Source organism: Pseudomonas asiatica (assembly GCF_009932335.1).
GTDB lineage: Bacteria > Pseudomonadota > Gammaproteobacteria > Pseudomonadales > Pseudomonadaceae > Aquipseudomonas > Aquipseudomonas asiatica.
This window is the reverse complement of the sequence record NZ_BLJF01000002.1, coordinates 341,423-360,856: the sequence shown is the minus strand read 5'-3', so window position 1 is coordinate 360,856 and position 19,434 is coordinate 341,423. Positions and strand designations below refer to the sequence as shown.

Annotated in this window: 19 protein-coding genes; 10 read left to right on the top strand and 9 right to left on the bottom strand. The window is 62.5% G+C overall.

All coding sequences use genetic code 11. The features are described 5' to 3' along the window. Positions 1 to 905: 905 nt before the first annotated feature. On the bottom strand, positions 906 to 2,105 hold the full coding sequence (tyrS, locus tag GYA95_RS20985) for a tyrosine--tRNA ligase (RefSeq protein ID WP_013970622.1): 1,200 nt from the start codon (positions 2,103 to 2,105) through the stop codon (positions 906 to 908). Positions 2,106 to 2,318: 213 nt separating this feature from the next. On the opposite strand from tyrS, the gene GYA95_RS20980 reads away from it, so the two are divergent. Next, complete coding sequence (locus tag GYA95_RS20980) at positions 2,319 to 3,740, top strand: peptidoglycan DD-metalloendopeptidase family protein (protein ID WP_015268742.1); 1,422 nt, start codon at positions 2,319 to 2,321, stop codon at positions 3,738 to 3,740. 4 nt (positions 3,741 to 3,744) lie between these two features. Then, entirely contained in the window at positions 3,745 to 4,836 is a 1,092-nt protein-coding gene (locus GYA95_RS20975; protein WP_015268741.1) for an anhydro-N-acetylmuramic acid kinase, read from the top strand. A 59-nt stretch (positions 4,837 to 4,895) separates the two neighbouring features. Here the strand turns inward: GYA95_RS20975 and erpA are convergent, their stop codons facing one another. Continuing rightward, on the bottom strand, positions 4,896 to 5,246 hold the full coding sequence (gene erpA, locus GYA95_RS20970) for an iron-sulfur cluster insertion protein ErpA (protein WP_015268740.1): 351 nt from the start codon (positions 5,244 to 5,246) through the stop codon (positions 4,896 to 4,898). A 146-nt stretch (positions 5,247 to 5,392) separates the two neighbouring features. After that, positions 5,393 to 6,427 carry an N-acetyl-gamma-glutamyl-phosphate reductase gene (gene argC, locus GYA95_RS20965; RefSeq protein ID WP_013970618.1) on the bottom strand — a complete coding sequence of 345 codons (1,035 nt, stop codon included), beginning with the start codon at positions 6,425 to 6,427 and terminating at the stop codon, positions 5,393 to 5,395. A gap of 141 nt (positions 6,428 to 6,568) precedes the next feature. On the opposite strand from argC, the gene hemJ reads away from it, so the two are divergent. From hemJ to GYA95_RS20935, 6 genes are all read left to right on the top strand, one after another. Next, positions 6,569 to 6,994 (top strand): protoporphyrinogen oxidase HemJ, encoded by a 426-nt coding sequence (gene hemJ / locus GYA95_RS20960; protein ID WP_003258833.1) that lies wholly within the window; start codon positions 6,569 to 6,571, stop codon positions 6,992 to 6,994. A 28-nt stretch (positions 6,995 to 7,022) separates the two neighbouring features. Continuing rightward, a complete protein-coding gene (locus GYA95_RS20955; protein WP_015268739.1) occupies positions 7,023 to 7,979 on the top strand; it encodes an NAD(P)H-dependent flavin oxidoreductase in 957 nt (318 codons plus the stop codon). A 67-nt stretch (positions 7,980 to 8,046) separates the two neighbouring features. After that, positions 8,047 to 8,829: an SDR family NAD(P)-dependent oxidoreductase gene (locus GYA95_RS20950; RefSeq protein ID WP_013970616.1), complete on the top strand. Its 783-nt coding sequence runs from the start codon at positions 8,047 to 8,049 to the stop codon at positions 8,827 to 8,829. A gap of 63 nt (positions 8,830 to 8,892) precedes the next feature. Next, a complete protein-coding gene (locus tag GYA95_RS20945; RefSeq protein WP_013970615.1) occupies positions 8,893 to 9,231 on the top strand; it encodes a histidine triad nucleotide-binding protein in 339 nt (112 codons plus the stop codon). A 65-nt stretch (positions 9,232 to 9,296) separates the two neighbouring features. Continuing rightward, on the top strand, positions 9,297 to 9,944 hold the full coding sequence (coq7, locus tag GYA95_RS20940; protein ID WP_015268738.1) for a 2-polyprenyl-3-methyl-6-methoxy-1,4-benzoquinone monooxygenase: 648 nt from the start codon (positions 9,297 to 9,299) through the stop codon (positions 9,942 to 9,944). Between the two features lie 10 nt (positions 9,945 to 9,954). Further along, positions 9,955 to 10,995 carry a hypothetical protein gene (locus tag GYA95_RS20935; protein WP_015268737.1) on the top strand — a complete coding sequence of 347 codons (1,041 nt, stop codon included), beginning with the start codon at positions 9,955 to 9,957 and terminating at the stop codon, positions 10,993 to 10,995. Between the two features lie 116 nt (positions 10,996 to 11,111). On the opposite strand, the gene GYA95_RS20930 is transcribed toward GYA95_RS20935, so the two are convergent. Then, a complete protein-coding gene (locus GYA95_RS20930; RefSeq protein ID WP_013970613.1) occupies positions 11,112 to 11,540 on the bottom strand; it encodes an OsmC family protein in 429 nt (142 codons plus the stop codon). Positions 11,541 to 11,731: 191 nt separating this feature from the next. On the opposite strand from GYA95_RS20930, the gene crp reads away from it, so the two are divergent. After that, positions 11,732 to 12,376: a cAMP-activated global transcriptional regulator CRP gene (gene crp, locus GYA95_RS20925; RefSeq protein ID WP_012270218.1), complete on the top strand. Its 645-nt coding sequence runs from the start codon at positions 11,732 to 11,734 to the stop codon at positions 12,374 to 12,376. Here the strand turns inward: crp and GYA95_RS20920 are convergent. From GYA95_RS20920 to GYA95_RS20905, 4 genes are all read right to left on the bottom strand, one after another. After that, a complete protein-coding gene (locus GYA95_RS20920; RefSeq protein ID WP_015268736.1) occupies positions 12,373 to 13,077 on the bottom strand; it encodes a lipoate--protein ligase family protein in 705 nt (234 codons plus the stop codon). The two genes, crp and GYA95_RS20920, sit on opposite strands and share 4 nt — an antisense overlap. Positions 13,078 to 13,180: 103 nt before the next feature. Continuing rightward, positions 13,181 to 14,014: an indole-3-glycerol phosphate synthase TrpC gene (gene trpC, locus GYA95_RS20915; protein ID WP_015268735.1), complete on the bottom strand. Its 834-nt coding sequence runs from the start codon at positions 14,012 to 14,014 to the stop codon at positions 13,181 to 13,183. Beyond that, on the bottom strand, positions 14,011 to 15,060 hold the full coding sequence (gene trpD / locus GYA95_RS20910) for an anthranilate phosphoribosyltransferase (protein WP_013970609.1): 1,050 nt from the start codon (positions 15,058 to 15,060) through the stop codon (positions 14,011 to 14,013). The genes trpC and trpD overlap by 4 nt, the downstream gene beginning before the upstream one ends. A gap of 9 nt (positions 15,061 to 15,069) precedes the next feature. Further along, a complete protein-coding gene (locus GYA95_RS20905) occupies positions 15,070 to 15,663 on the bottom strand; it encodes an aminodeoxychorismate/anthranilate synthase component II (protein ID WP_015268734.1) in 594 nt (197 codons plus the stop codon). Positions 15,664 to 16,031: 368 nt separating this feature from the next. Between GYA95_RS20905 and estP the strand changes: the two genes are divergently transcribed. After that, entirely contained in the window at positions 16,032 to 17,912 is a 1,881-nt protein-coding gene (gene estP, locus GYA95_RS20900) for an esterase EstP (RefSeq protein ID WP_015268733.1), read from the top strand. Positions 17,913 to 17,944: 32 nt separating this feature from the next. Here the strand turns inward: estP and trpE are convergent, their stop codons facing one another. Continuing rightward, complete coding sequence (gene trpE / locus GYA95_RS20895) at positions 17,945 to 19,426, bottom strand: anthranilate synthase component I (RefSeq protein WP_015268732.1); 1,482 nt, start codon at positions 19,424 to 19,426, stop codon at positions 17,945 to 17,947. Positions 19,427 to 19,434: the final 8 nt, after the last annotated feature.

The following is a 19,434-nucleotide window of genomic DNA, read 5'->3' as shown; positions in this document are numbered from 1 at the left end:
TCTCAAATGACTATGTGATTTCTCGCATGGCCACTTGTGATGCTGATAATCTTTGTGACTATCAGCCCGTACTCACAAGCACCCACACGAATTGCTTGATTCGATTTGTTAAAGAGCGTTTGGTTAAGAGCCTTTCGTCTCAACCGAGGCGCGCATTCTACGCCTTCCTCATTTGCTGTCAAGCGTTTATTTTGAAGTTTTTGCGAGAAACTCGTTTAGCTTCAAACACTTGACTCGCTGCGATCTCTCGTAGCGGGAGGCGAATCATACAGCGTTTAGAAGCGCTGTCAACCATCATCTCAACCGCTGTCGATCATTCGATCGAAGCGCTCCTGACACTACCTGAATCGCCTAACTAATTGATTTGCAAGAAGTTTTGCGCTTCGACTACGTCAGAAGTGGGGCGCATTATAAGGGGATTCAGAAGGCGGTCAAGGATTAATTTCATTTATTTGAAATATCCCAGGCGAAGACCTTATAAAGGCCACCAGATGTTCGCCACAACACCTTCTGCGCCTATGAGATCGAGCGTCGCCCGCGCGGCGCTTCGCAGCACAAGGCTGCTCCTACATCTGTTTCGGGCCAGTCACGCCTGTGCCTGCGCACGCGACCGCCTTGTTTGCCCGACGCGACATCGAGGTGGACGCCAAGGCGGTCGCGTGCCGTTCTCACAGGAATAATTGGCCCGAAACAAACGGTAGGAGCAGCCTTGTGCTGCGAAGCGCCGCGCGGGCGACGCTCGATCTCACAGGCGCCAGAAAACCCAAGACAGCCACCTCTCAAAGCCAATGCCATCTCAAGACAGGCACCCGGCAGCCCTGACACAACCAACAACCAACAACCCAAAAACAAAGCGGGGAGGCCTACCGACCTCCCCGCTTTTACATAGCTACACCTACCGGCTATCACTCAGCCTTGAGGGTAACCCGAGCAAACGACTTCTTGCCCGCCTGGCACACATGGGTTGCACCCAGCGCAAACACGAAGTCACGATCGACCACCGCGCCATCAACCTTGACCGCACCACCACTCAGCAAATCACGCGCCTGAGCCGAGTTCTTCACCAGGCCAGCCCGGTTCAGCACGGCAGCAATTGGCAGGCTTTCAGCCGCAGCCACTTCGACCTCCGGCAGATCTTCCGGCAACTCGCCCTCCTTCATGCGGTTACCCGCGGCACGGTGAGCATTGGCCGCAGCCTCCTCGCCATGGAAGCGTGCAACGATCTCTTCCGCCAGCTTGATCTTGATGTCGCGTGGATTTGCGCCATTGGCGACGTCGGTACGGAACTGCTCGATCTCTTCCATGGAACGGAAGCTCAGCAGCTCGAAGTAGCGCCACATCAGGGTATCCGGGATCGACACCAACTTGCTGTACATAACCCCCGGCGCTTCCTGGATACCTACATAGTTACCCAGCGACTTGGACATCTTCTTCACGCCGTCGAGCCCTTCGAGCAGCGGCATGGTCACGATGTTCTGCGCCTCCTGGCCATAGGCGCGCTGCAGTTCACGCCCCATCAGCAGGTTGAACTTCTGGTCAGTGCCACCGAGTTCGACATCAGCCTTCAGTGCCACCGAGTCATAGCCCTGCACCAGCGGGTACAGGAACTCGTGGATGGCAATAGGCTGGTTGGTGGTGTAGCGCTTGTCGAAGTCATCGCGCTCGAGCATGCGCGCCACGGTGTACTGCGACGCCAGTCGAATGAAATCAGCCGGAGTCAGCTTGTCCATCCAGGTGGAGTTGAATGCAACCTCGGTCTTGGCCGGGTCAAGGATCTTGAACACCTGCTGCTTGTACGTCTCGGCGTTTTCCAGCACCTGCTCGCGGGTCAGCGGCGGGCGCGTGGCGCTCTTGCCGCTCGGGTCGCCGATCATGCCGGTGAAGTCACCGATCAGGAAGATGACCTGATGCCCCAGATCCTGGAACTGGCGCAGCTTGTTGATCAGCACCGTGTGCCCAAGGTGCAGGTCAGGCGCGGTCGGGTCGAAGCCGGCCTTGATGCGCAGAGGTTGGCCGCGCTTGAGCTTCTCCACCAGTTCCGACTCGACCAGTACTTCTTCCGCGCCGCGCTTGATAAGCGCCAGCTGCTCTTCAACCGACTTCATAGACAAACCCGCAAGGCTCAGATTCAGGGGGAGCCAACCATACAAGATCGGCCGTCAATTACAAGTTTCGCAAAGGAATGTGACCCGAGCCCGGGCTTGCGGCGTCTACGCGCCCTTGCGTGAAAATGGTTTTGGTTATATTTTATACAGTTATTTCATCTTCATCATGTCATTCATCTTTTCCATTTCACCTTTTTCAAAGTCACCTTGCCCATGACCAACGAACCGCCTAAAGCGCCCCCGCTTTATCCGAAAAGCCATCTGTTGGCCGCCAGCGGCATAGCCGCCCTGCTCAGCCTGGCCCTGCTGGTGTTTCCTTCCAGCGAAGTGGAAGCCAAGAAAACCACCCTCAACCTCGAGCTGGAGAGCCCTGCCGAGCAGTTGAAGGACGAATCCCGCGCTGCGCCCCTGGTGCAGGCAGAAGGTGAGCAAGGCTCACCATTCGCCCAGATCGAAGAGGCCGCCCCCGAGACCCAGAAGGCCGAGCAGGAAGCCCCTGCGGCCGAACCGGTCGTCGAAGCTGCCAAGCAGCCCAGCCACCGCGAAGTCACCGTGGCCCGTGGCGACACCCTGTCCACACTGTTCGCCAAGGTCGGCCTGCCGAGCAACGCGGTGCACGACCTTCTGGCCAGCAACAAGCAGGCCAAGCAGTTCAGCCAGCTCAAGCATGGCCAGGTGCTGCAGTTCGAGCTTGACAAGGACGGCCAGCTGGCCAGCCTGCACAGCAAGGTCAGCAACCTCGAAACCATTCGCCTGACCAAGACCGACAAGGGCTATACCTTCAACCGCGAGATCAGCAAGCCGGTTGTGCGTACCGCCTACGCCCACGGTGTGATCAAAAGCTCGCTGTCGGCCTCGGCCCAACGTGCCGGCCTGTCCCACAGCATGACCATGGACATGGCTCGCGTGCTGGGTTACGACATCGATTTCGCCCAGGACATCCGCCCGGGCGATGAATTCGACGTGGTCTACGAGCAGAAGGTGATGGACGGCAAGGTCGTCGGTACCGGCAACATCCTCTCCGCGCGCTTCACCAACCGCGGCAAGACCTACACCGCCGTGCGCTATACCAACAAGCAGGGCAACACCAGTTACTACACCGCAGATGGCAACAGCCTGCGCAAGGCATTCATCCGCACTCCGGTCGACTTCGCCCGCATCAGCTCGCGCTTCTCTGCCGGCCGCAAGCATCCGATCCTGAACAAGATCCGTGCCCACAAAGGCGTCGACTACGCCGCCCCACGCGGCACCCCGATCAAGGCAGCCGGTGACGGCCGCATCGAACTGGCCGGGCGCCGCGGTGGTTACGGCAATACCGTGATCATCCAGCACGGCAACCGCTACAAGACGCTGTACGGCCACATGCAAGGCTTTGCCAAGGGCATCAAGACCGGCAGCTCGGTCAAGCAGGGCCAGATCATCGGCTATATCGGCACCACCGGCTTGTCCACCGGACCGCACCTGCACTACGAGTTCCAGGTCAACGGTGTGCACGTTGACCCGCTGAGCCAGAAAGTGCCAATGGCCGACCCGATTGCCAGGAACGAACGCCAGCGTTTCCTGCAGCAGAGCCAGCCCTTGATCGCCCGCATGGATCAGGAAAAGGCCACCCTGCTCGCAGCGAACAAGCGCTAAGCACATGGCGCTATACCTGGGGGTGATGTCCGGCACCAGCCTCGATGGCCTGGACATTGCCTTGATCGAACAAGGCGAGCAGCTCGAACTGCTCGCCACCCACTACCTGCCCATGCCCGGCGACCTGCGCCAGGAACTGCTGGGCCTTTGCAGCAGCGGCCCTGACGAGATCGCCCGCGCTGCACTGGCGGAAAACCGCTGGGCCAGCCTGGCAGGCGAAGGCATCTGCCAACTGCTGGCCAGGCAAGGGCTGCCGGCCGGAGCCATCCGCGCCATCGGCAGCCACGGCCAGACCATTCGCCACGAACCTGCACGCGGCTTTACCGTGCAAATCGGCAACCCGGCGCTGCTGGCCGAGCTTACCGGTATCAGCGTGGTAGCCGACTTCCGCCGCCGCGATGTGGCCGCCGGCGGACAAGGTGCGCCACTGGTGCCGGCCTTCCATGAAACCCTGTTCAGCCATCTGGGCCAGCGCCTGGCAATTCTCAACGTGGGCGGCTTCAGCAACCTCAGCCTGATCGAACACGACAAGCCAGTCCACGGCTTCGACTGCGGCCCGGGCAACGTGCTGCTGGATGCCTGGATCGAACGCAAGCGCGGCCAGGCCTACGATGCGGATGGGGCTTGGGCTGCCTCGGGCTTGGTGCAAGCCGACTTGCTCAGCGCACTGCTGGCCGACCCGTTCTTCGCCGGAATCGGCCCGAAGAGCACCGGTCGCGAAGTATTCAACCTGTCCTGGCTGGAAGGTCACCTGGCCCGCCTGCCCGCTTACCGCGACGAGGACGTACAGGCAACTTTGCTGGAACTGACCGCACGCAGCATCATCGACTCGTTGAGCAACGCCCAGCAAGGCACCGAAGCGCTGCTGGTCTGCGGTGGCGGTGCGCGCAACGGCGCCCTGATGGCACGCCTTGGCCAGTTGCTGCCCGACGCCCGTGTCGCCAGCACCGGCGCCCATGGCGTGGACCCGGACTGGGTCGAAGCAATGGCCTTCGCCTGGCTGGCCCACTGCTGCCTGGAAGGCATTGCTGCCAATCGCCCTAGCGTGACAGCGGCCAAGGGCCTGCGCGTACTCGGCGCAATCTACCCGGCCTGAACGTTACGCCAGAAAGCAAAACGCCGCGCAATTGCGCGGCGTTTTCGTATGGCCAGGCCTCAGATCGAGAACGAGGAGCCGCAGCCACAGGTGGTGGCAGCGTTCGGGTTCTTGATCACGAAGCGCGAGCCTTCCAGGCCTTCCTGGTAATCCACCTCGGCGCCGGCCAGGTACTGGAAGCTCATTGGGTCGACCACAAGGGAAACACCTTCGCGCTCGACGATGGTGTCGTCTTCGGCCACGTCCTCATCGAAGGTGAAGCCATACTGGAAGCCCGAGCAGCCGCCACCGGTGACGAACACGCGCAGCTTCAGACGATCGTTGCCTTCCTCGGAAACCAGGTTCTTCACCTTTTGCGCAGCGCCGTGGGTGAATTCCAAAGCGGTGGGGGTGAAGGTTTCGACGCTCATGTTGATTCTCCCGGCGTGGTAGCCGCCATAAAACTCGATGACGCGCATTATCCGCTTTCCCGAGAAAATCGGTCAAGAATTGTGCGGCTTTAGTCGCGACCTACAAAAAGGCCCGCACGACGCGGGCCTTTTCGCAAGCTGGCTGCTTATGGCAGCAGGCCCGCGTGGGACAGGCCCATGCGTTCGTCCAGGCCGAACAGGATGTTGAGGTTCTGCACTGCCTGGCCGGACGCGCCCTTGACCAGGTTGTCGATCACCGACAGCACCACCACCAGGTCACCACCTTGCGGGCGATGAACGGCAATGCGGCAGACGTTGGCACCGCGCACACTGCGGGTTTCCGGATGGCTGCCAGCCGGCATCACGTCGACGAACGGTTCGTTGGCATAACGCTTCTCGAACAGCGCCTGCAGGTCGACCGAGGTGTCGGCGACGGTAGCGTACAGGGTTGCATGGATACCACGGATCATTGGCGTCAGGTGCGGCACGAAAGTCAGGCCGATATCCTTGCCAGCGGCCAGGCGCAGGCCCTGGCTGATTTCCGGCAGGTGGCGATGGCCCTTCACTGCATAGGCTTTCATGCTTTCGCCGGCCTCGCAGAACAGCGAGCCCACCGCCGCACCACGGCCAGCGCCGCTGACACCCGACTTGCAGTCGGCGATCAGGCGCGACGGGTCGGCCAGGCCAGCTTCCAGCAGCGGCAGGAAGCCCAGTTGGGTAGCAGTCGGGTAGCAACCCGGCACAGCGATCAGGCGCGCCTGGCGAATCTTCTCGCGGTTGACTTCAGGCAGGCCGTATACCGCGTCCTTGAGAAGCTCTGGCGCACCGTGCGGCTGGCCGTACCACTTGCCCCACTCGGCAGCGTCCTGCAGGCGGAAATCGGCCGACAGGTCGATCACCTTGGTACCGGCCGCCAGCAGTTCGCCAGCCAGGGCGTGGGCAACACCGTGCGGGGTGGCGAAAAACACCACGTCGCAGGCTGCCAGGGTCTTGCTGTCCGGCACGCTGAACGCCAGCCCGTCATAGTGGCCGCGCAGGTTCGGGTACATGTCCGCCACTGCAACGCCCGCCTCGGAGCGCGAAGTGATGACCGCCACTTCGGCCTGTGGATGCTGTGCCAGCAGACGCAACAGTTCGACGCCGGTGTAACCCGTGCCGCCGACGATACCGACCTTGATCATAACGCTTGCCCCTTATCAACGAGCCGTCTGGAAAGCGCACGATAATAGGGGCGCAAGGCGCCTGTAACAACTCTTCGGGTGACCCTTCGGGCGCTTGACCACTACTATCTGACGACCGTGAATACCTGAAGGAACTCCCCCATGCTTTACCTATGGATCAAAGCGCTGCATATCGTCAGCGTGGTCTGCTGGTTCGCCGGCCTGTTCTACCTGCCGCGGCTGTTCGTCTACCACGCCCAAAGCCAGGACAGCATCAGCCAGGAACGCTTCGTGACCATGGAGCGCAAGCTGTTTCGCGGCATCATGAACCCGGCGATGATCGCCACCTACGTGTTCGGCGCGTGGATGCTCTATCTCACGCCCGGCTGGCTCAGCCAGGGCTGGCTGCATGCCAAGCTGACCCTGGTCATCCTGCTGACCGTCTACCATCACATGTGCGGCGCCCAGCGCAAGCGCTTCGCCAGCGGCAGCAACACCCGCAGCCACGTCTACTATCGCTGGTTCAACGAAGTGCCCGTGCTGTTCCTGCTGGGTATCGTAATTCTGGTGGTGGTCAAACCGTTCTGACATAGCCACCCGCTCAAGGAGCCTTGCCATGTCGTTACCTGCCTCCCTCGAACAACGCCTGCGCCTGCCCGTGGTTGCCGCACCGATGTTCCTGATCTCCAACCCCAGGCTGGTACTGGCCTGCTGCTCCAGCGGCGTGGTCGGCAGCTTCCCGGCCCTGAACCAGCGCGACAGCACCGGCTTCAAGGCCTGGCTGGAGGAAATAGAGGCAGGCCTGGCACAGCTGCAGGCGCCAGCACCCTATGCCGTCAACCTGATCGTCCACCCGACCAACCCGCGCCTGCAGGCCGACTTGGCGTTGTGCGTGGAACACCGCGTGCCGATCGTCATCACCAGCCTCGGCGCGGTGAAGGAAGTGGTCGATGCCGTGCATGGCTACGGTGGCCTGGTGTTCCACGATGTCACCACCCGCCGCCATGCCGAGAAAGCCGCCGAAGCCGGTGTCGATGGCCTGATCGCCGTTGCTGCAGGCGCAGGCGGCCATGCGGGCACCTGGAGCCCGTTCGCCCTGGCCGCGGAGATCCGCCAGTTCTTCGACAAGACCCTGCTGCTGGCCGGTTGCCTCAACCACGGCCACGAGATCCTCGCCGCGCAAATGCTGGGTGCGGACCTTGCGTACATGGGCACCCGCTTCATCGCCACCGCAGAAAGCCAGGCCCCGGGCGCCTACAAGCAGATGCTGCTCGATTCCCATGCCGCCGACATCGTCCACACCCCGGCGGTGTCCGGCGTCCCCGCCAGCTTCCTGCGCCCGAGCCTGGAACAGGCCGGCTATGACATGAACGCCATCAAGGGCGGCCATGAGCAAGGCAAGCTCAAGCCGATCGACGACGAAGCCAAGGCCTGGAAGACCGTGTGGTCGGCGGGCCAGGGGGTCGGCGGTATAGACGACCTGCCCAGCGCCAGCGCGCTGATCGGACGGCTGCATGACGAGTACCGGGACGCCCTGGAGCGCTGCCAGGCCCTGCGCGCCCGTACCTTGTAGCAAAAGGCAACACCTTGACTGGCCAAGCTGTACACTAGGCGCCCTCTTCAGCCCCCAGGAGCCTTGCATGACCCGTTACGCCATGATCACTGGTGCTTCCAGCGGCCTGGGCCTCGCCCTGGCGGAAGCCCTGGCGCGGCGCGGGCGCAACCTGATCCTGGTGGCTCGCCAGCGTGAAACGCTGGAGCCGGTGGCCATCGAACTGACCCAACGCTTCGGTGTCGAGGTGCTATTCCGCGCCTGCGATCTCAGCCAACCGTTACGCCTGTCAGGCTTCGTGCTTGAACTGGAGGAAGGCGAGCGACGTATAGACCTGCTGGTCAATTGTGCCGGCCTGCGCACCTACGGGCCATTCCTGGCCCATGAGTGGGCGGACGAGCAGGACTTGCTGGAAGTCAACGTGCTGGCCCTGAGCCGCCTGTGCCACGCCATCGGTAACCTGATGGCCGTGCAGGGCGGCGGACAGATCCTCAATGTCGCGGGCCTGGCCGGGGTGGCGCCAGGCCCGTGGATGGCCGCCTATGCCGCTAGCAAGGCCTATGTACTGAGCTTCTCCCAGGCCTTGCGTGAAGAACTCAAGCGCACCGGCATCAAGGTTTCGGTACTGTGCCCAGGCCCGGTGCACTCCTCGCGCCGGCGCATTCCGCGGCTGGATGGCAAGCCACGCTGCCTCAGCCCTGAGGAAGTTGCGCTGTACACGGTGCGCGCGCTGGACAAGAACCGCGCGCTGATCATGCCCGGCCGGCGCAACCGCTGGCTGGCGTTCGCCCCGCGTCTGCTGCCGCGCTGGCTGGTGCGCAAGCTGGCCGGTGCCATCCACCGCCGCTATTGCCCGGTTGGTATGGAATAGCTACTGGGCGAGCGGCGCCCGGCTGAGTACACTCGGCCCGACCCTCACCATGGAGCAAGTGTTGTGGACGATTTATTCATCAAGATCATCAACCGGGAAATCCCGGCGAAGATCATCTACGAGGACGACCAGGTTCTGGCGTTCCACGATATCGCCCCCCAGGCGCCCGTGCATTTTCTGGTCATCCCGAAAAAGCACATCCGCACTCTCAATGACTTGACCGAGGAAGACAAAGGCCTGGCTGGTCACATCTTGTTCACCGCCCAGCGCCTGGCCAAGGAACTTGGCTGCGAAGAAGGCTTCCGCGTAGTCATGAACTGCAACGAGCAAGGCGGCCAGACCGTCTACCACATCCACATGCACGTGCTTGGCCAGCGCCAGATGCACTGGCCACCGGGCTGATCCACGGCAAGCGACCCTGCCACTATTGCGGTAAACTGTCGGGCACATTCTTGCGGAGGTGCCCGATGGCTACCGAACGTCACTACTCGCCGCTCGACCGCTTGTTGCTGCAGGCCGATACCGCCATGCGCACCTTGCTGCCCTTCAGCGGCCAACCCACCCGCCCTTCGCCGGCCATCGTCCAGCCGGACGTCGACCTTGACGAACAGCAGGCCCGCCATGTTGCCGGGTTGATGCGTATCAACCACACCGGTGAAGTCTGCGCCCAGGCGCTGTACCAGGGCCAGGCCCTGACCGCCAAGCTGCCCGAAGTGCGCAAGGCCATGGAACACGCCGCCGAGGAAGAAGTGGACCACCTGGCCTGGTGCGAACAGCGCATTCGCCAACTGAACAGCCACCCCAGCGTGCTCAACCCGTTGTTCTACGGCATGTCGTTCGGTATCGGTGCACTCGCCGGGCTGGTCAGCGACAAGGTCAGCCTTGGCTTCGTCGCCGCCACCGAGCATCAGGTGTGCAAGCACCTCGACGAGCACCTGGAGCAGATTCCGCAGGAAGACGAAAAGTCCCGGGCCATCCTCGAACAGATGCGCGTCGACGAGGAACAGCACGCCGAGTCTGCACTGGAAGCCGGCGGTTATCGCTTCCCTGCCCCAGTCCGTTTTGGCATGAGCCTGTTGGCCAAAGTCATGACCAAGAGTACCTACCGTATCTGAAGGCATCACCATGACGGACCGTTTCGACGCCAAGGACCTGGCGCGCGCCGTGCAAGCCGGCATTCTCCAGCCAGGCCAGGACCAGGCCCTGCTGGCGTTCCTGCGCCAGCGACCAGCACAGCGTGGCAGCTTCCAACTGGCCCATGTCGCGTTCTACTTCGGCGCCATGCTGATCATGGCAGCCATGGGTTGGTTGCTCACCGAAGCCTGGATGCGCATCGGCGACTGGGCGCTGCTGCTCATCGCCAGCCTCTATATTCTGCTGCTCACACTGTTCGCCGTTAACCTGCAACGGCGCGTACAGCCCGTCGCGGCCGGGGTGCTGGCGGCGGTGGCGGTCAGCATCGTGCCGTTGGCGGTGTTCGCCATCGAACGGCTGGTCGGCTGGTGGCCAATGGATGATGCGCAGGCGAACTATCACCAGTACTACACCTACGTGCAGGGCGGCTGGCTGGCAATGGAAGCAGCCACGGTACTTGCCGGACTGTTGATGCTGAGGCTGATCCCCTACCCGTTTATCGTCATGCCGATTGCCGTCGCCCTGTGGTTCATGTCGATGGACTTGAGCGAATGGTTCTTCGGCTCGCCATTCAGCTGGGAACAGCGCCGCGAGGTTTCGCTGTGGTTCGGTCTGGGCTTGCTGGTGTTTTTTGTTGGTGTGGACGGCCGCACCCGCGAAGACTATGCCCACTGGGGCTACCTGGCCGGGCTGGCGGCATTCTGGGGCGGGCTGACGCTGGTGGACAGCGGCAGTGAGCTGGGCAAGGCCCTGTACTGCCTGATCAATATTGCCCTGATGGGTATGGCGGTGCTGTTGCGCCGGCCGGTGTTCATGGTGTTCGGGGCGTTGGGTGTGGCGGCTTACCTGGGGTACCTGTCGTACGAGGTGTTTGCCGACTCGCTGCTGTTCCCGGTGGTGGTGACCCTGATCGGGCTGGGGGTTATCGGGCTGGGGCTGGTTTACCAGAAGCGGCGGGAGCGGTTGAGCCGGGTGATGCGCGATTGTTTGCCGGGATGGGTGCGGGCTGCGCTGCCGGCGCTTCGCAGCTGAAATTGCCAGGGCCGCTCCGCGCCCCATCGCGACAGAAGGCCGCTCCTACAGGTGGTACGCGATCCCTTGTAGGAGCGGCCTTGTGTCGCGATGGGGCGCAAAGCGGCCCCAAAATGTCAGCCTTGACCCAGCTCTACAATCTCGTACCCGTGGGAAATCTCAACCCCGGCACGCTCGAGCATGATCGAAGCCGAGCAATACTTCTCCGCCGACAGCTCCACCGCACGCTTGACCTGGGCTTCCTTGAGCCCACGCCCCTTCACCACGAAGTTCATGTGGATCTTGGTAAACACCTTCGGGTCTTCGCTGGCACGCTCGGCCTCCAGGAACGCCTCGCAGCTTTCCACCGCCTGGCGCGACTTCTTCAGAATGCTGACCACGTCAAAGCTGCTGCAGCCACCCAGGCCCAGCAACAACATTTCCATCGGGCGCACGCCCAGGTTACGGCCACCGGCCTCGGGCGGGCCGTCCATCACGACGACATGGCCGCTCCCCGATTCGCCGAGGAACATCGCCTCACCGGCCCACTGGATACGTGCCTTCATCTACCCGGACTCCTGATTTACGAAAAAGGGTGTCAGCTTAGACCTTGTACGGCTGTGGGAAAAGTACGAGTCATGTCGGTTTAGTACCGAAACATCCTGTAGTGTCTGATAAGCTGGCGCCAAATGACTGGCGCGCTCCGCCAGCCAACCTTTATATAAAGCCTATGCGTCATATCGAACAGGATTTCGTGATGGTTGCTTCCGCCCTACCCGCCAAGATCAAGAACATCGACAAGCTGCTGGTGCACTGCCAGCGCCGTCGCTATACCGCCAAAAGCAACATCATCTGCGCCGGCGACCGGGCCGAGACACTGTCGTTCATCATCAAGGGTTCGGTCACCATCCTCATCGAGGACGATGACGGCCATGAAATGATCATCGCCTACCTCAACAATGGCGACTTCTTCGGCGAGCTGGGCCTGTTCGAACCAGTCGAAGGTGAACAGCAGCGCAGTGCCTGGGTGCGCGCCAAGACCGAATGCGAAGTGGCCGAAATCAGTTATGAGAAATTTCGCGAACTCGCGCGCCAAGACCCGGAAATCCTTTATGCCTTGGGCAGCCAGATGGCCCAGCGCTTGCGCAACACCACGCGCAAGGTCGGCGACCTGGCGTTCTTCGACGTTACCGGGCGTGTCGCACGTTGCCTGCTGGAGCTGTGCAAGCAACCCGACGCCATGACCCACCCCGATGGCATGCAGATCAAGATCACTCGTCAGGAAATCGGCCGCATCGTCGGTTGCTCGCGGGAAATGGTCGGCCGCGTCCTCAAGGACCTTGAGGAACGCAGCCTGGTGCAGGTCAAAGGCAAGACCATGGTGGTCTACGGTACCCGCTAGTCTCTGGGCAGGTCGGTCAGCACCTTGGCATAGGCCTGCGACAGCCGCTCGAACCATGGGGCCGCGGGCGCCACTTCGTGCAGGGCGATGTGCGCATCGGCACGGCAGCGCTGCTCCAGTTCGCAGCACTCATTGAAGCGGTTGACCGCAGCCACCATCGAATCACGCTCGTTGTCCAGCAGCAACGCACCGTGCACCAGCACCACCGGGCGCTTGCCACCCAGCCCCTGGCGCCAGCGCTGGGCGGTGCCGACCAATTTGCGGCCATTGAGGTTGACGTTGTAACGGCCATCGCAGAAGGCACCGTCGATTTCGCCCACCGATGCCACCCCACCCCACTCGCGCAGCACGTCGCATAGCGGCAGGCACAAGCGCTCGTAGGCGTTTTCGATACGGCCGTGGTCTCCTTCGCTGCGGGGGGCAACATAGACCAGGGCTACGTTCACCGTGGAGTGTGACTGCGGCACCGGTTCGCCGCCGGTTTCGCGCAGCAGCACCGGCCAGCCGGCAATCGCCAGCTCCGCGCAGGCGGCTTCGAAGTTTTCCAGACGGCTCATGCGCCGGGGCATGACCAGGGCGTGGTCGGTCGGGCGCCAGAACAGCACGCCACTGTCGCACTCCCCGCGGCAGACGGCGGCCAGCAATTCCTGTTCGGCGTGCAGGCCTTGTTCTACGGTCAGGGTCAGGGGTTGATCGGTCATTGATCCACCTATGTCTTTTTTTACCGGCCTCTTCGAGGGCTCGCCCGCGAAGAGGCCATTGCAGGCATACAAAAAAGCCGGCAATAACGCCGGCTTCATTCGATCAGTCCAGTTGCTGAACAGTCTTCTTCACCTGTTCCGGGAAGAACAACCGCTGCAATTCAAGCCCTGGCTGCTCGGCGCGCATGAATGCCTCACCTACCAGGAACGAGTAGACCTCATTGATCGCCATCAGCTCCACATCGGCCCGGTTCAAGATGCCGCTCTCGGTAATCGCCAGGCGATCACGCGGAATACGCGGCAGCAGGTCGAGGGTGGTTTCCAGGCTGACCTCGAAGGTGTGCAGGTTGCGGTTGTTCACCCCCACCAGCGGTGTATCCAGGGTTTTCAACGCGCGCTCCAGCTCATCGCCGTCGTGCACTTCCACCAGCACGTCGAGGCCGACATCCTTGGCCGTGGCCGCCAGTTCAGCCATCTTCACGTCATCCAGCGCCGACACGATCAGCAGTACACAGTCCGCGCCCAGGGCCCGGGCCTCGACGATCTGGTACGGGTCGACCATGAAGTCTTTGCGGATCACCGGCAGCGACACCGCCGCGCGGGCCTGCTGCAGGTACTCGTCGGCGCCCTGGAAGTAATCCACATCGGTCAGTACCGACAGGCAGGTCGCCCCGCCCTTCTCGTAGCTGACGGCGATTTCCGCCGGCACGAAATGCTCGCGAATCACGCCTTTGCTCGGCGAGGCCTTCTTTATTTCGGCAATCACCGCCGGCTGCTTGCGTGCGGCTTGCTCGATCAGAGCCTTGGCAAAACCACGCGGGGCGTCGGCAGCCTTTGCAAGGCCCTCCAGTTCGGCGAGGCTGACGCGCGCGCTGCGCTCGGCCACTTCCTGAAACTTGCGGGCAATGATCCTTTCCAGCACCGTCGGCACACTCATGCTTCGTTCTCCACCTTGAATACTGCAGTAAAGGCACCCAGCTCCTGCAGCTTCTCCCAGGCCAGCCCGGTGTGCAGTACGTCGTGGGCCAGTTCCACACCGGCTTTCAGGCTCATGGCATGGTCAGCGGCATATAGCGCCGCGCCGGCATTGAGCACGATCATCTCGGCGGCCTTCTGGCCGTTTTCGGTCTTGCGTCGGCCCAGTGCATCGCGGATCAGCTCCAGCGACGCCTGCGGGTTCTCGACGGCCAGGCCGTGCAGGCTCTGGCTCTTCATGCCTAGGTCTTCCGGCTCTACCCAGTATTCGGTGATTTCGCCATTCTTCAGTTCGGCGACGAAGGTCGGTGCAGCCAGGCTGAACTCGTCCAGGCCGTCTTTCGAGTGCACCACCAGCACGTGCTTGCTGCCCAGGCGCTGCAGCACTTCAGCCAACGGGCGGCATAGGGTCTGGGCGAATACACCGACCACCTGGTGCTTCACCCCGGCCGGGTTCGTAAGCGGGCCGAGCATGTTGAACAGGGTGCGCAGCCCCAGGTCGCGACGCGGGCCGGCTGCGTGCTTCATGGCCGAATGATGGCTTTGCGCGAACATGAAGCCGATGCCCAGGCTATCGATGCAGCGGGCCACCTGGGTGGGCGTCAGGTTCAGGTAGATACCGGCGGCCTCCAGCAGGTCGGCACTGCCGCTCTTGCCCGATACCGCGCGGTTGCCATGCTTTGCCACGGTGCAACCTGCCGCCGCCAGTACGAACGACGAGGCGGTGGACACGTTGAAGATGTTGGCGCCATCACCGCCGGTACCGACGATATCGACCACGCCATCGAGGCTCTGCAGTTCGACCTTGTCTGCCAGCTCGCGCATCACCGACACCGCACCGACGATCTCGTCGATGCTTTCGCTCTTCATGCGCATGCCCATCAGGAAGGCGCCGATCTGCGCTTCGCTGCACTGGCCGGTCATGATCTGGCGCATGACGTCGCGCATTTCTTCGGTAGAAAGGTCCAGCTGACCGACGATACGGCTCAACGCACTCTTGATATCCATGTTCGATCCTTAGCGGCGGCCGCCGGTCTGCTTGAGGAAGTTGGCGAACAGTTCGTGGCCCTGTTCGGTCAGGATCGACTCGGGGTGGAACTGCACCCCTTCGATATTCAGCGTCTTGTGGCGCAAGCCCATGATCTCGTCGACCGAGCCGTCAGCATGGGCGGTCCAGGCGGTCACTTCCAGGCAGTCGGGCAAGGTTTCGCGCTTTACCACCAGCGAGTGGTAACGGGTAACGGTCAACGGGTTGTTGAGGCCGGCGAACACGCCCAGGTCACGGTGATGTACCGGGCTGGTCTTGCCGTGCATCACCTGGCGGGCACGTACCACATCACCACCAAAGGCCTGGCCGATGGACTGGTGGCCCAGGCATACGCCAAGGATCGGCAGCTTGCCGGCAAAGTGCAGGATGGCCTCGATGGACACGCCCGCCTCGCTCGGCGTGCACGGGCCTGGAGATACGACGATGCGCTCGGGATTGAGGGCTTCGATCTGGGCAATGGTCATTTCGTCATTGCGAATGACCTTTACATCGGCACCCAGCTCGCCAAGGTACTGAACGACGTTGTAAGTGAATGAGTCGTAATTGTCGATCATCAGTAACATCGGGTTAAACCTCTTGAATCTACTGACTTCAAAATTCGAACCTTCCTGCTTCTGCCAAAGGCGCAGCTTGGCCATTCAGGGGCGGTAGTCAGGAAGGCAAACGGGGGCGGGCCGGACGGGCCGGCAGGGGATAAAGTCAGGCGCGCCAACGCCAACGGGCGTGGGCCTTGATAACGCGCATCAAGAGTTTGCTGACGATCAACACAGGATAGGTCTCGCTCATACGTTCCGGCACAGTAGCCTACCGGGGCGGCGGGCGCAATATGCCCGTAAACACGGGGAAACGAATGGACTTGGGAGGGATGCACTGCGATTTGCTAAGGTCGATGGGGTTGTCCTGATAAAAACAAAGAAAAGGATGTTCCCTGATGCGAAAAGCACCGTTATTGCGCTTTACCCTCGCCTCATTGACGTTAGCCTGCAGCCAGGCCTTCGCGACACCCTCGCCCTACTCCAGCATGATCGTGTTTGGTGACAGCCTCAGCGACGCCGGGCAGTTTGGCGGGGTGCGCTTCACCAACCGCGATGCCAATGGCAATTATGCGCCAGTGTCACCGATGATCCTGGGCGGGCGGCTCGGTGTGAGCCCGACCGAGCTTGGCCCTTCCACCTCACCGGTCAATCCGGTGCTGGGCCTTCCCGACGGCAACAACTGGGCAGTCGGTGGCTACACCACCCAGCAGATCCTGGACTCGATAACCAGTACCTCCGAAACCGTCATCCCGCCAGGGCGACCCGGCGCCGGGCTGGTACTGCGTGATAAACCGGGCTACCTGGCCAACGGCCTGCGCGCCGACCCCAACGCGTTGTATTACCTGACTGGCGGCGGCAATGACTTCCTGCAAGGCCTGGTCAACAGCCCGACCGATGCCGTGGCCGCCGGCGCCCGCCTGGCCGCCAGCGCCCAGGCCCTGCAGCAAGGCGGCGCCCGCTACATCATGGTCTGGCTGCTGCCCGACCTCGGGCAAACACCGAACTTCAGCGGTACGCCGCAACAAAACCCACTGTCGCGGCTATCCGGCGCGTTCAACCAGTCGCTGCTCAGCCAACTGGGGCAGATCGATGCCGAAATCATTCCGCTGAACATCCCTGTGCTGCTGAGCGAAGCGCTGGCCAGCCCCGAGCAGTTCGGCCTGGCCAGCGGCCAGAATCTGGTCGGCACCTGCTACAGCGGCGAAGGCTGTGTGGGAAATCCCGTGTATGGCATCAACGGCGCCACGCCAGACCCGACCAAGCTGCTGTTCAACGACTCGGTGCACCCGACCATTGCCGGCCAGCAACTGATTGCCGACTACGCCTATTCGATCATCGCCGCCCCCTGGGAACTGACCTTGCTCCCGGAAATGGCCCACGCCAGCCTACGCGCTCACCAGGACGAACTGCGCAACCAGTGGCAGACACCCTGGCAGGCAGTTGGCCAGTGGCAGGCCTTCGTTGCCACCGGCGCACAGGACCTGGACATCGACGGCCAGCGCAGCGCGGCCAGCGGCGACGGCCGCGGCTACAACCTGACTCTGGGCGGCAGCTACCGCCTGAACGATGCATGGCGCCTGGGCCTGGCCGGAGGCGTGTACCGGCAGAAGCTGGAAGCCGGCGCACAGGACTCGGACTACAAGCTGGACAGCTACCTTGCCAGCGCCTTCGCCCAATACCGCCAGGACCGCTGGTGGGCCGACGCGGCGCTGACCGCCGGGCACCTGGACTACAGCGACCTCAAGCGCACCTTCGCCCTTGGCGTGAACGACCGCAGCGAAAAGGGCGACACCAATGGCGAGGCCTGGGCGATGTCGGGGCGACTGGGCTACAACCTGGCAGCCGAGAGCAGCAGCTGGCAGCTGGCGCCGTTCATCAGCGCCGACTATGCGCGAGTGAAGGTGGATGGCTATGACGAGAAGACCGGGCGCTCGACGGCGCTGGGTTTCGATGACCAGGAACGTACATCACGCCGTTTGGGCGTGGGGTTGCTGGGTAGCGTGCAGGTGCTGCCAGGTACTCGGCTGTTCGCCGAGGTGGCGCAGGAGCACGAGTTCGAGGATGACCAGCAGGATGTGACGATGCACCTGACCAGCCTGCCGGCGAACGATTTCACCCTGACAGGGTATACGCCGCACAGCGACCTGACCCGGGCGAGCCTGGGGGTGAGCCATGAAGTGGTGGCGGGGGTGCATTTGCGCGGCAACTACAACTGGCGCAAGAGTGATGAATTGACGCAGCAGGGAGTGAGCTTGGGCATCAGCGTCGACTTTTGAATTGATGGGGCCGCTTTGCGGCCCCGATCAACTTATTTGGCGGAAGTCTGCTCAGCCAACGCCACCGCGCGGAACATCGCTCGGCGCTTGTTGATGGTCTCTTCCCATTCCAGCGCCGGCACCGAGTCGGCAACGATGCCACCCCCGGCCTGCACATGCAGCTCACCGTCCTTGATTACCGCGGTACGGATGGCAATGGCGGTATCCATGTTGCCGTTCCATGCGAAGTAACCGACGGCACCACCGTAAACCCCACGTTTGACCGGCTCCAGCTCGTCGATGATTTCCATCGCACGAATTTTCGGCGCACCCGACAGCGTACCGGCCGGCAGTATCGCCCGCAGTGCGTCCATCGCCGTCAGCCCTTCGCGCAGCTGGCCAGTGACGTTGGACACAATGTGCATCACGTTGGAGTAACGCTCGATCACCATCTTCTCGGTCAGGCGCACGCTGCCGGTCGAGGACACGCGCCCGACGTCGTTACGGCCCAGGTCGATGAGCATCAGGTGCTCGGCAATTTCCTTGTCGTCCGACAGCAGGTCGTCTTCCAGCGCGCGGTCGGCCTCTTCGGTAGCACCACGCGGGCGGGTGCCGGCAATCGGGCGTACGGTGACCAGGTTGTCCTCGACGCGTACCAGCACCTCGGGCGAGCTGCCGACCACATGGAAGTCGCCAAAGTTGAAGAAGTACATGTACGGCGTCGGGTTGAAGCAGCGCAGCGCGCGGTACAGGTCGATAGGCGCCGCCTTGAAGTCGATCGACATGCGCTGCGACGGCACCACCTGCATGCAGTCACCAGCCAGGATGTATTCCTTGATGCGGCCGACGGCGTTCTTGTAATCCTCGCGGGTATAGCTGGAGCGGAATTCCGGCTCGGCAGCCTGCGGGCCACTCAGGTCCAGGCCACGGCGTGGAGTGATCGGCTGACGCAGGGTTTCAAGCAGGCCTTGCAGGCGTGCCTGGCCCTGTTCGAAAGCCTGCTCTTCCGCCGGGTCGACCAGCACGATCGCGTGCATCTTGCCCGCCAGGTTGTCGAACACCACCACCGCATCGGACACCATCAGCAGGATATCCGGCACACCCAGCGGGTCCGGGTTGGGGCTGGCGCCCAGGCGCTTTTCCACATAGCGCACGCAGTCGTAGCCGAAGTAGCCGACCAGGCCGCCGTTGAAGCGCGGCAGGCCAGGGATATCGGCGACCTTGTAACGGTCCTTGAAGGTTTCGACGAAGGCCAGCGGGTCTTCGACATCGTGGCTTTCCACCTCCACGCCATCCTGCAGGATGCTGACGTGGTAACCGTGCACACGCATCACGGTGCGCGACGGCAGGCCGATCATCGAGTAACGGCCCCATTTCTCGCCGCCCTGCACCGATTCGAGCAGGTACGAGTTGGGCTGGTCGGCCAGTTTCAGATAGATCGACAACGGCGTGTCGAAGTCGGCCAGGGTTTCGCAGGCCAGGGGAATGCGGTTGTAGCCGGCAGCGGCCAGGCGCAGGAATTCTTCGCGGGTCATGGGTAGCC

What these genes read in the sequence shown, in the direction of transcription:
- GYA95_RS20950 (WP_013970616.1), top strand. Translation starts at nt 8,047, where the DNA reads ATGACCCGTTACGCCATGATCACTGGTGCTTCCAGCGGCCTGGGCCTC.
- tyrS (WP_013970622.1), bottom strand. Translation starts at nt 2,105, where the DNA reads ATGAAGTCGGTTGAAGAGCAGCTGGCGCTTATCAAGCGCGGCGCGGAA.
- GYA95_RS20920 (WP_015268736.1), bottom strand. Translation starts at nt 13,077, where the DNA reads ATGACCGATCAACCCCTGACCCTGACCGTAGAACAAGGCCTGCACGCC.
- GYA95_RS20980 (WP_015268742.1), top strand. Translation starts at nt 2,319, where the DNA reads ATGACCAACGAACCGCCTAAAGCGCCCCCGCTTTATCCGAAAAGCCAT.
- GYA95_RS20975 (WP_015268741.1), top strand. Translation starts at nt 3,745, where the DNA reads ATGGCGCTATACCTGGGGGTGATGTCCGGCACCAGCCTCGATGGCCTG.
- crp (WP_012270218.1), top strand. Translation starts at nt 11,732, where the DNA reads ATGGTTGCTTCCGCCCTACCCGCCAAGATCAAGAACATCGACAAGCTG.
- GYA95_RS20955 (WP_015268739.1), top strand. Translation starts at nt 7,023, where the DNA reads ATGTCGTTACCTGCCTCCCTCGAACAACGCCTGCGCCTGCCCGTGGTT.
- hemJ (WP_003258833.1), top strand. Translation starts at nt 6,569, where the DNA reads ATGCTTTACCTATGGATCAAAGCGCTGCATATCGTCAGCGTGGTCTGC.
- trpE (WP_015268732.1), bottom strand. Translation starts at nt 19,426, where the DNA reads ATGACCCGCGAAGAATTCCTGCGCCTGGCCGCTGCCGGCTACAACCGC.
- coq7 (WP_015268738.1), top strand. Translation starts at nt 9,297, where the DNA reads ATGGCTACCGAACGTCACTACTCGCCGCTCGACCGCTTGTTGCTGCAG.
- GYA95_RS20935 (WP_015268737.1), top strand. Translation starts at nt 9,955, where the DNA reads ATGACGGACCGTTTCGACGCCAAGGACCTGGCGCGCGCCGTGCAAGCC.
- trpC (WP_015268735.1), bottom strand. Translation starts at nt 14,014, where the DNA reads ATGAGTGTGCCGACGGTGCTGGAAAGGATCATTGCCCGCAAGTTTCAG.
- estP (WP_015268733.1), top strand. Translation starts at nt 16,032, where the DNA reads ATGCGAAAAGCACCGTTATTGCGCTTTACCCTCGCCTCATTGACGTTA.
- trpD (WP_013970609.1), bottom strand. Translation starts at nt 15,060, where the DNA reads ATGGATATCAAGAGTGCGTTGAGCCGTATCGTCGGTCAGCTGGACCTT.
- erpA (WP_015268740.1), bottom strand. Translation starts at nt 5,246, where the DNA reads ATGAGCGTCGAAACCTTCACCCCCACCGCTTTGGAATTCACCCACGGC.
- argC (WP_013970618.1), bottom strand. Translation starts at nt 6,427, where the DNA reads ATGATCAAGGTCGGTATCGTCGGCGGCACGGGTTACACCGGCGTCGAA.
- GYA95_RS20905 (WP_015268734.1), bottom strand. Translation starts at nt 15,663, where the DNA reads ATGTTACTGATGATCGACAATTACGACTCATTCACTTACAACGTCGTT.
- GYA95_RS20930 (WP_013970613.1), bottom strand. Translation starts at nt 11,540, where the DNA reads ATGAAGGCACGTATCCAGTGGGCCGGTGAGGCGATGTTCCTCGGCGAA.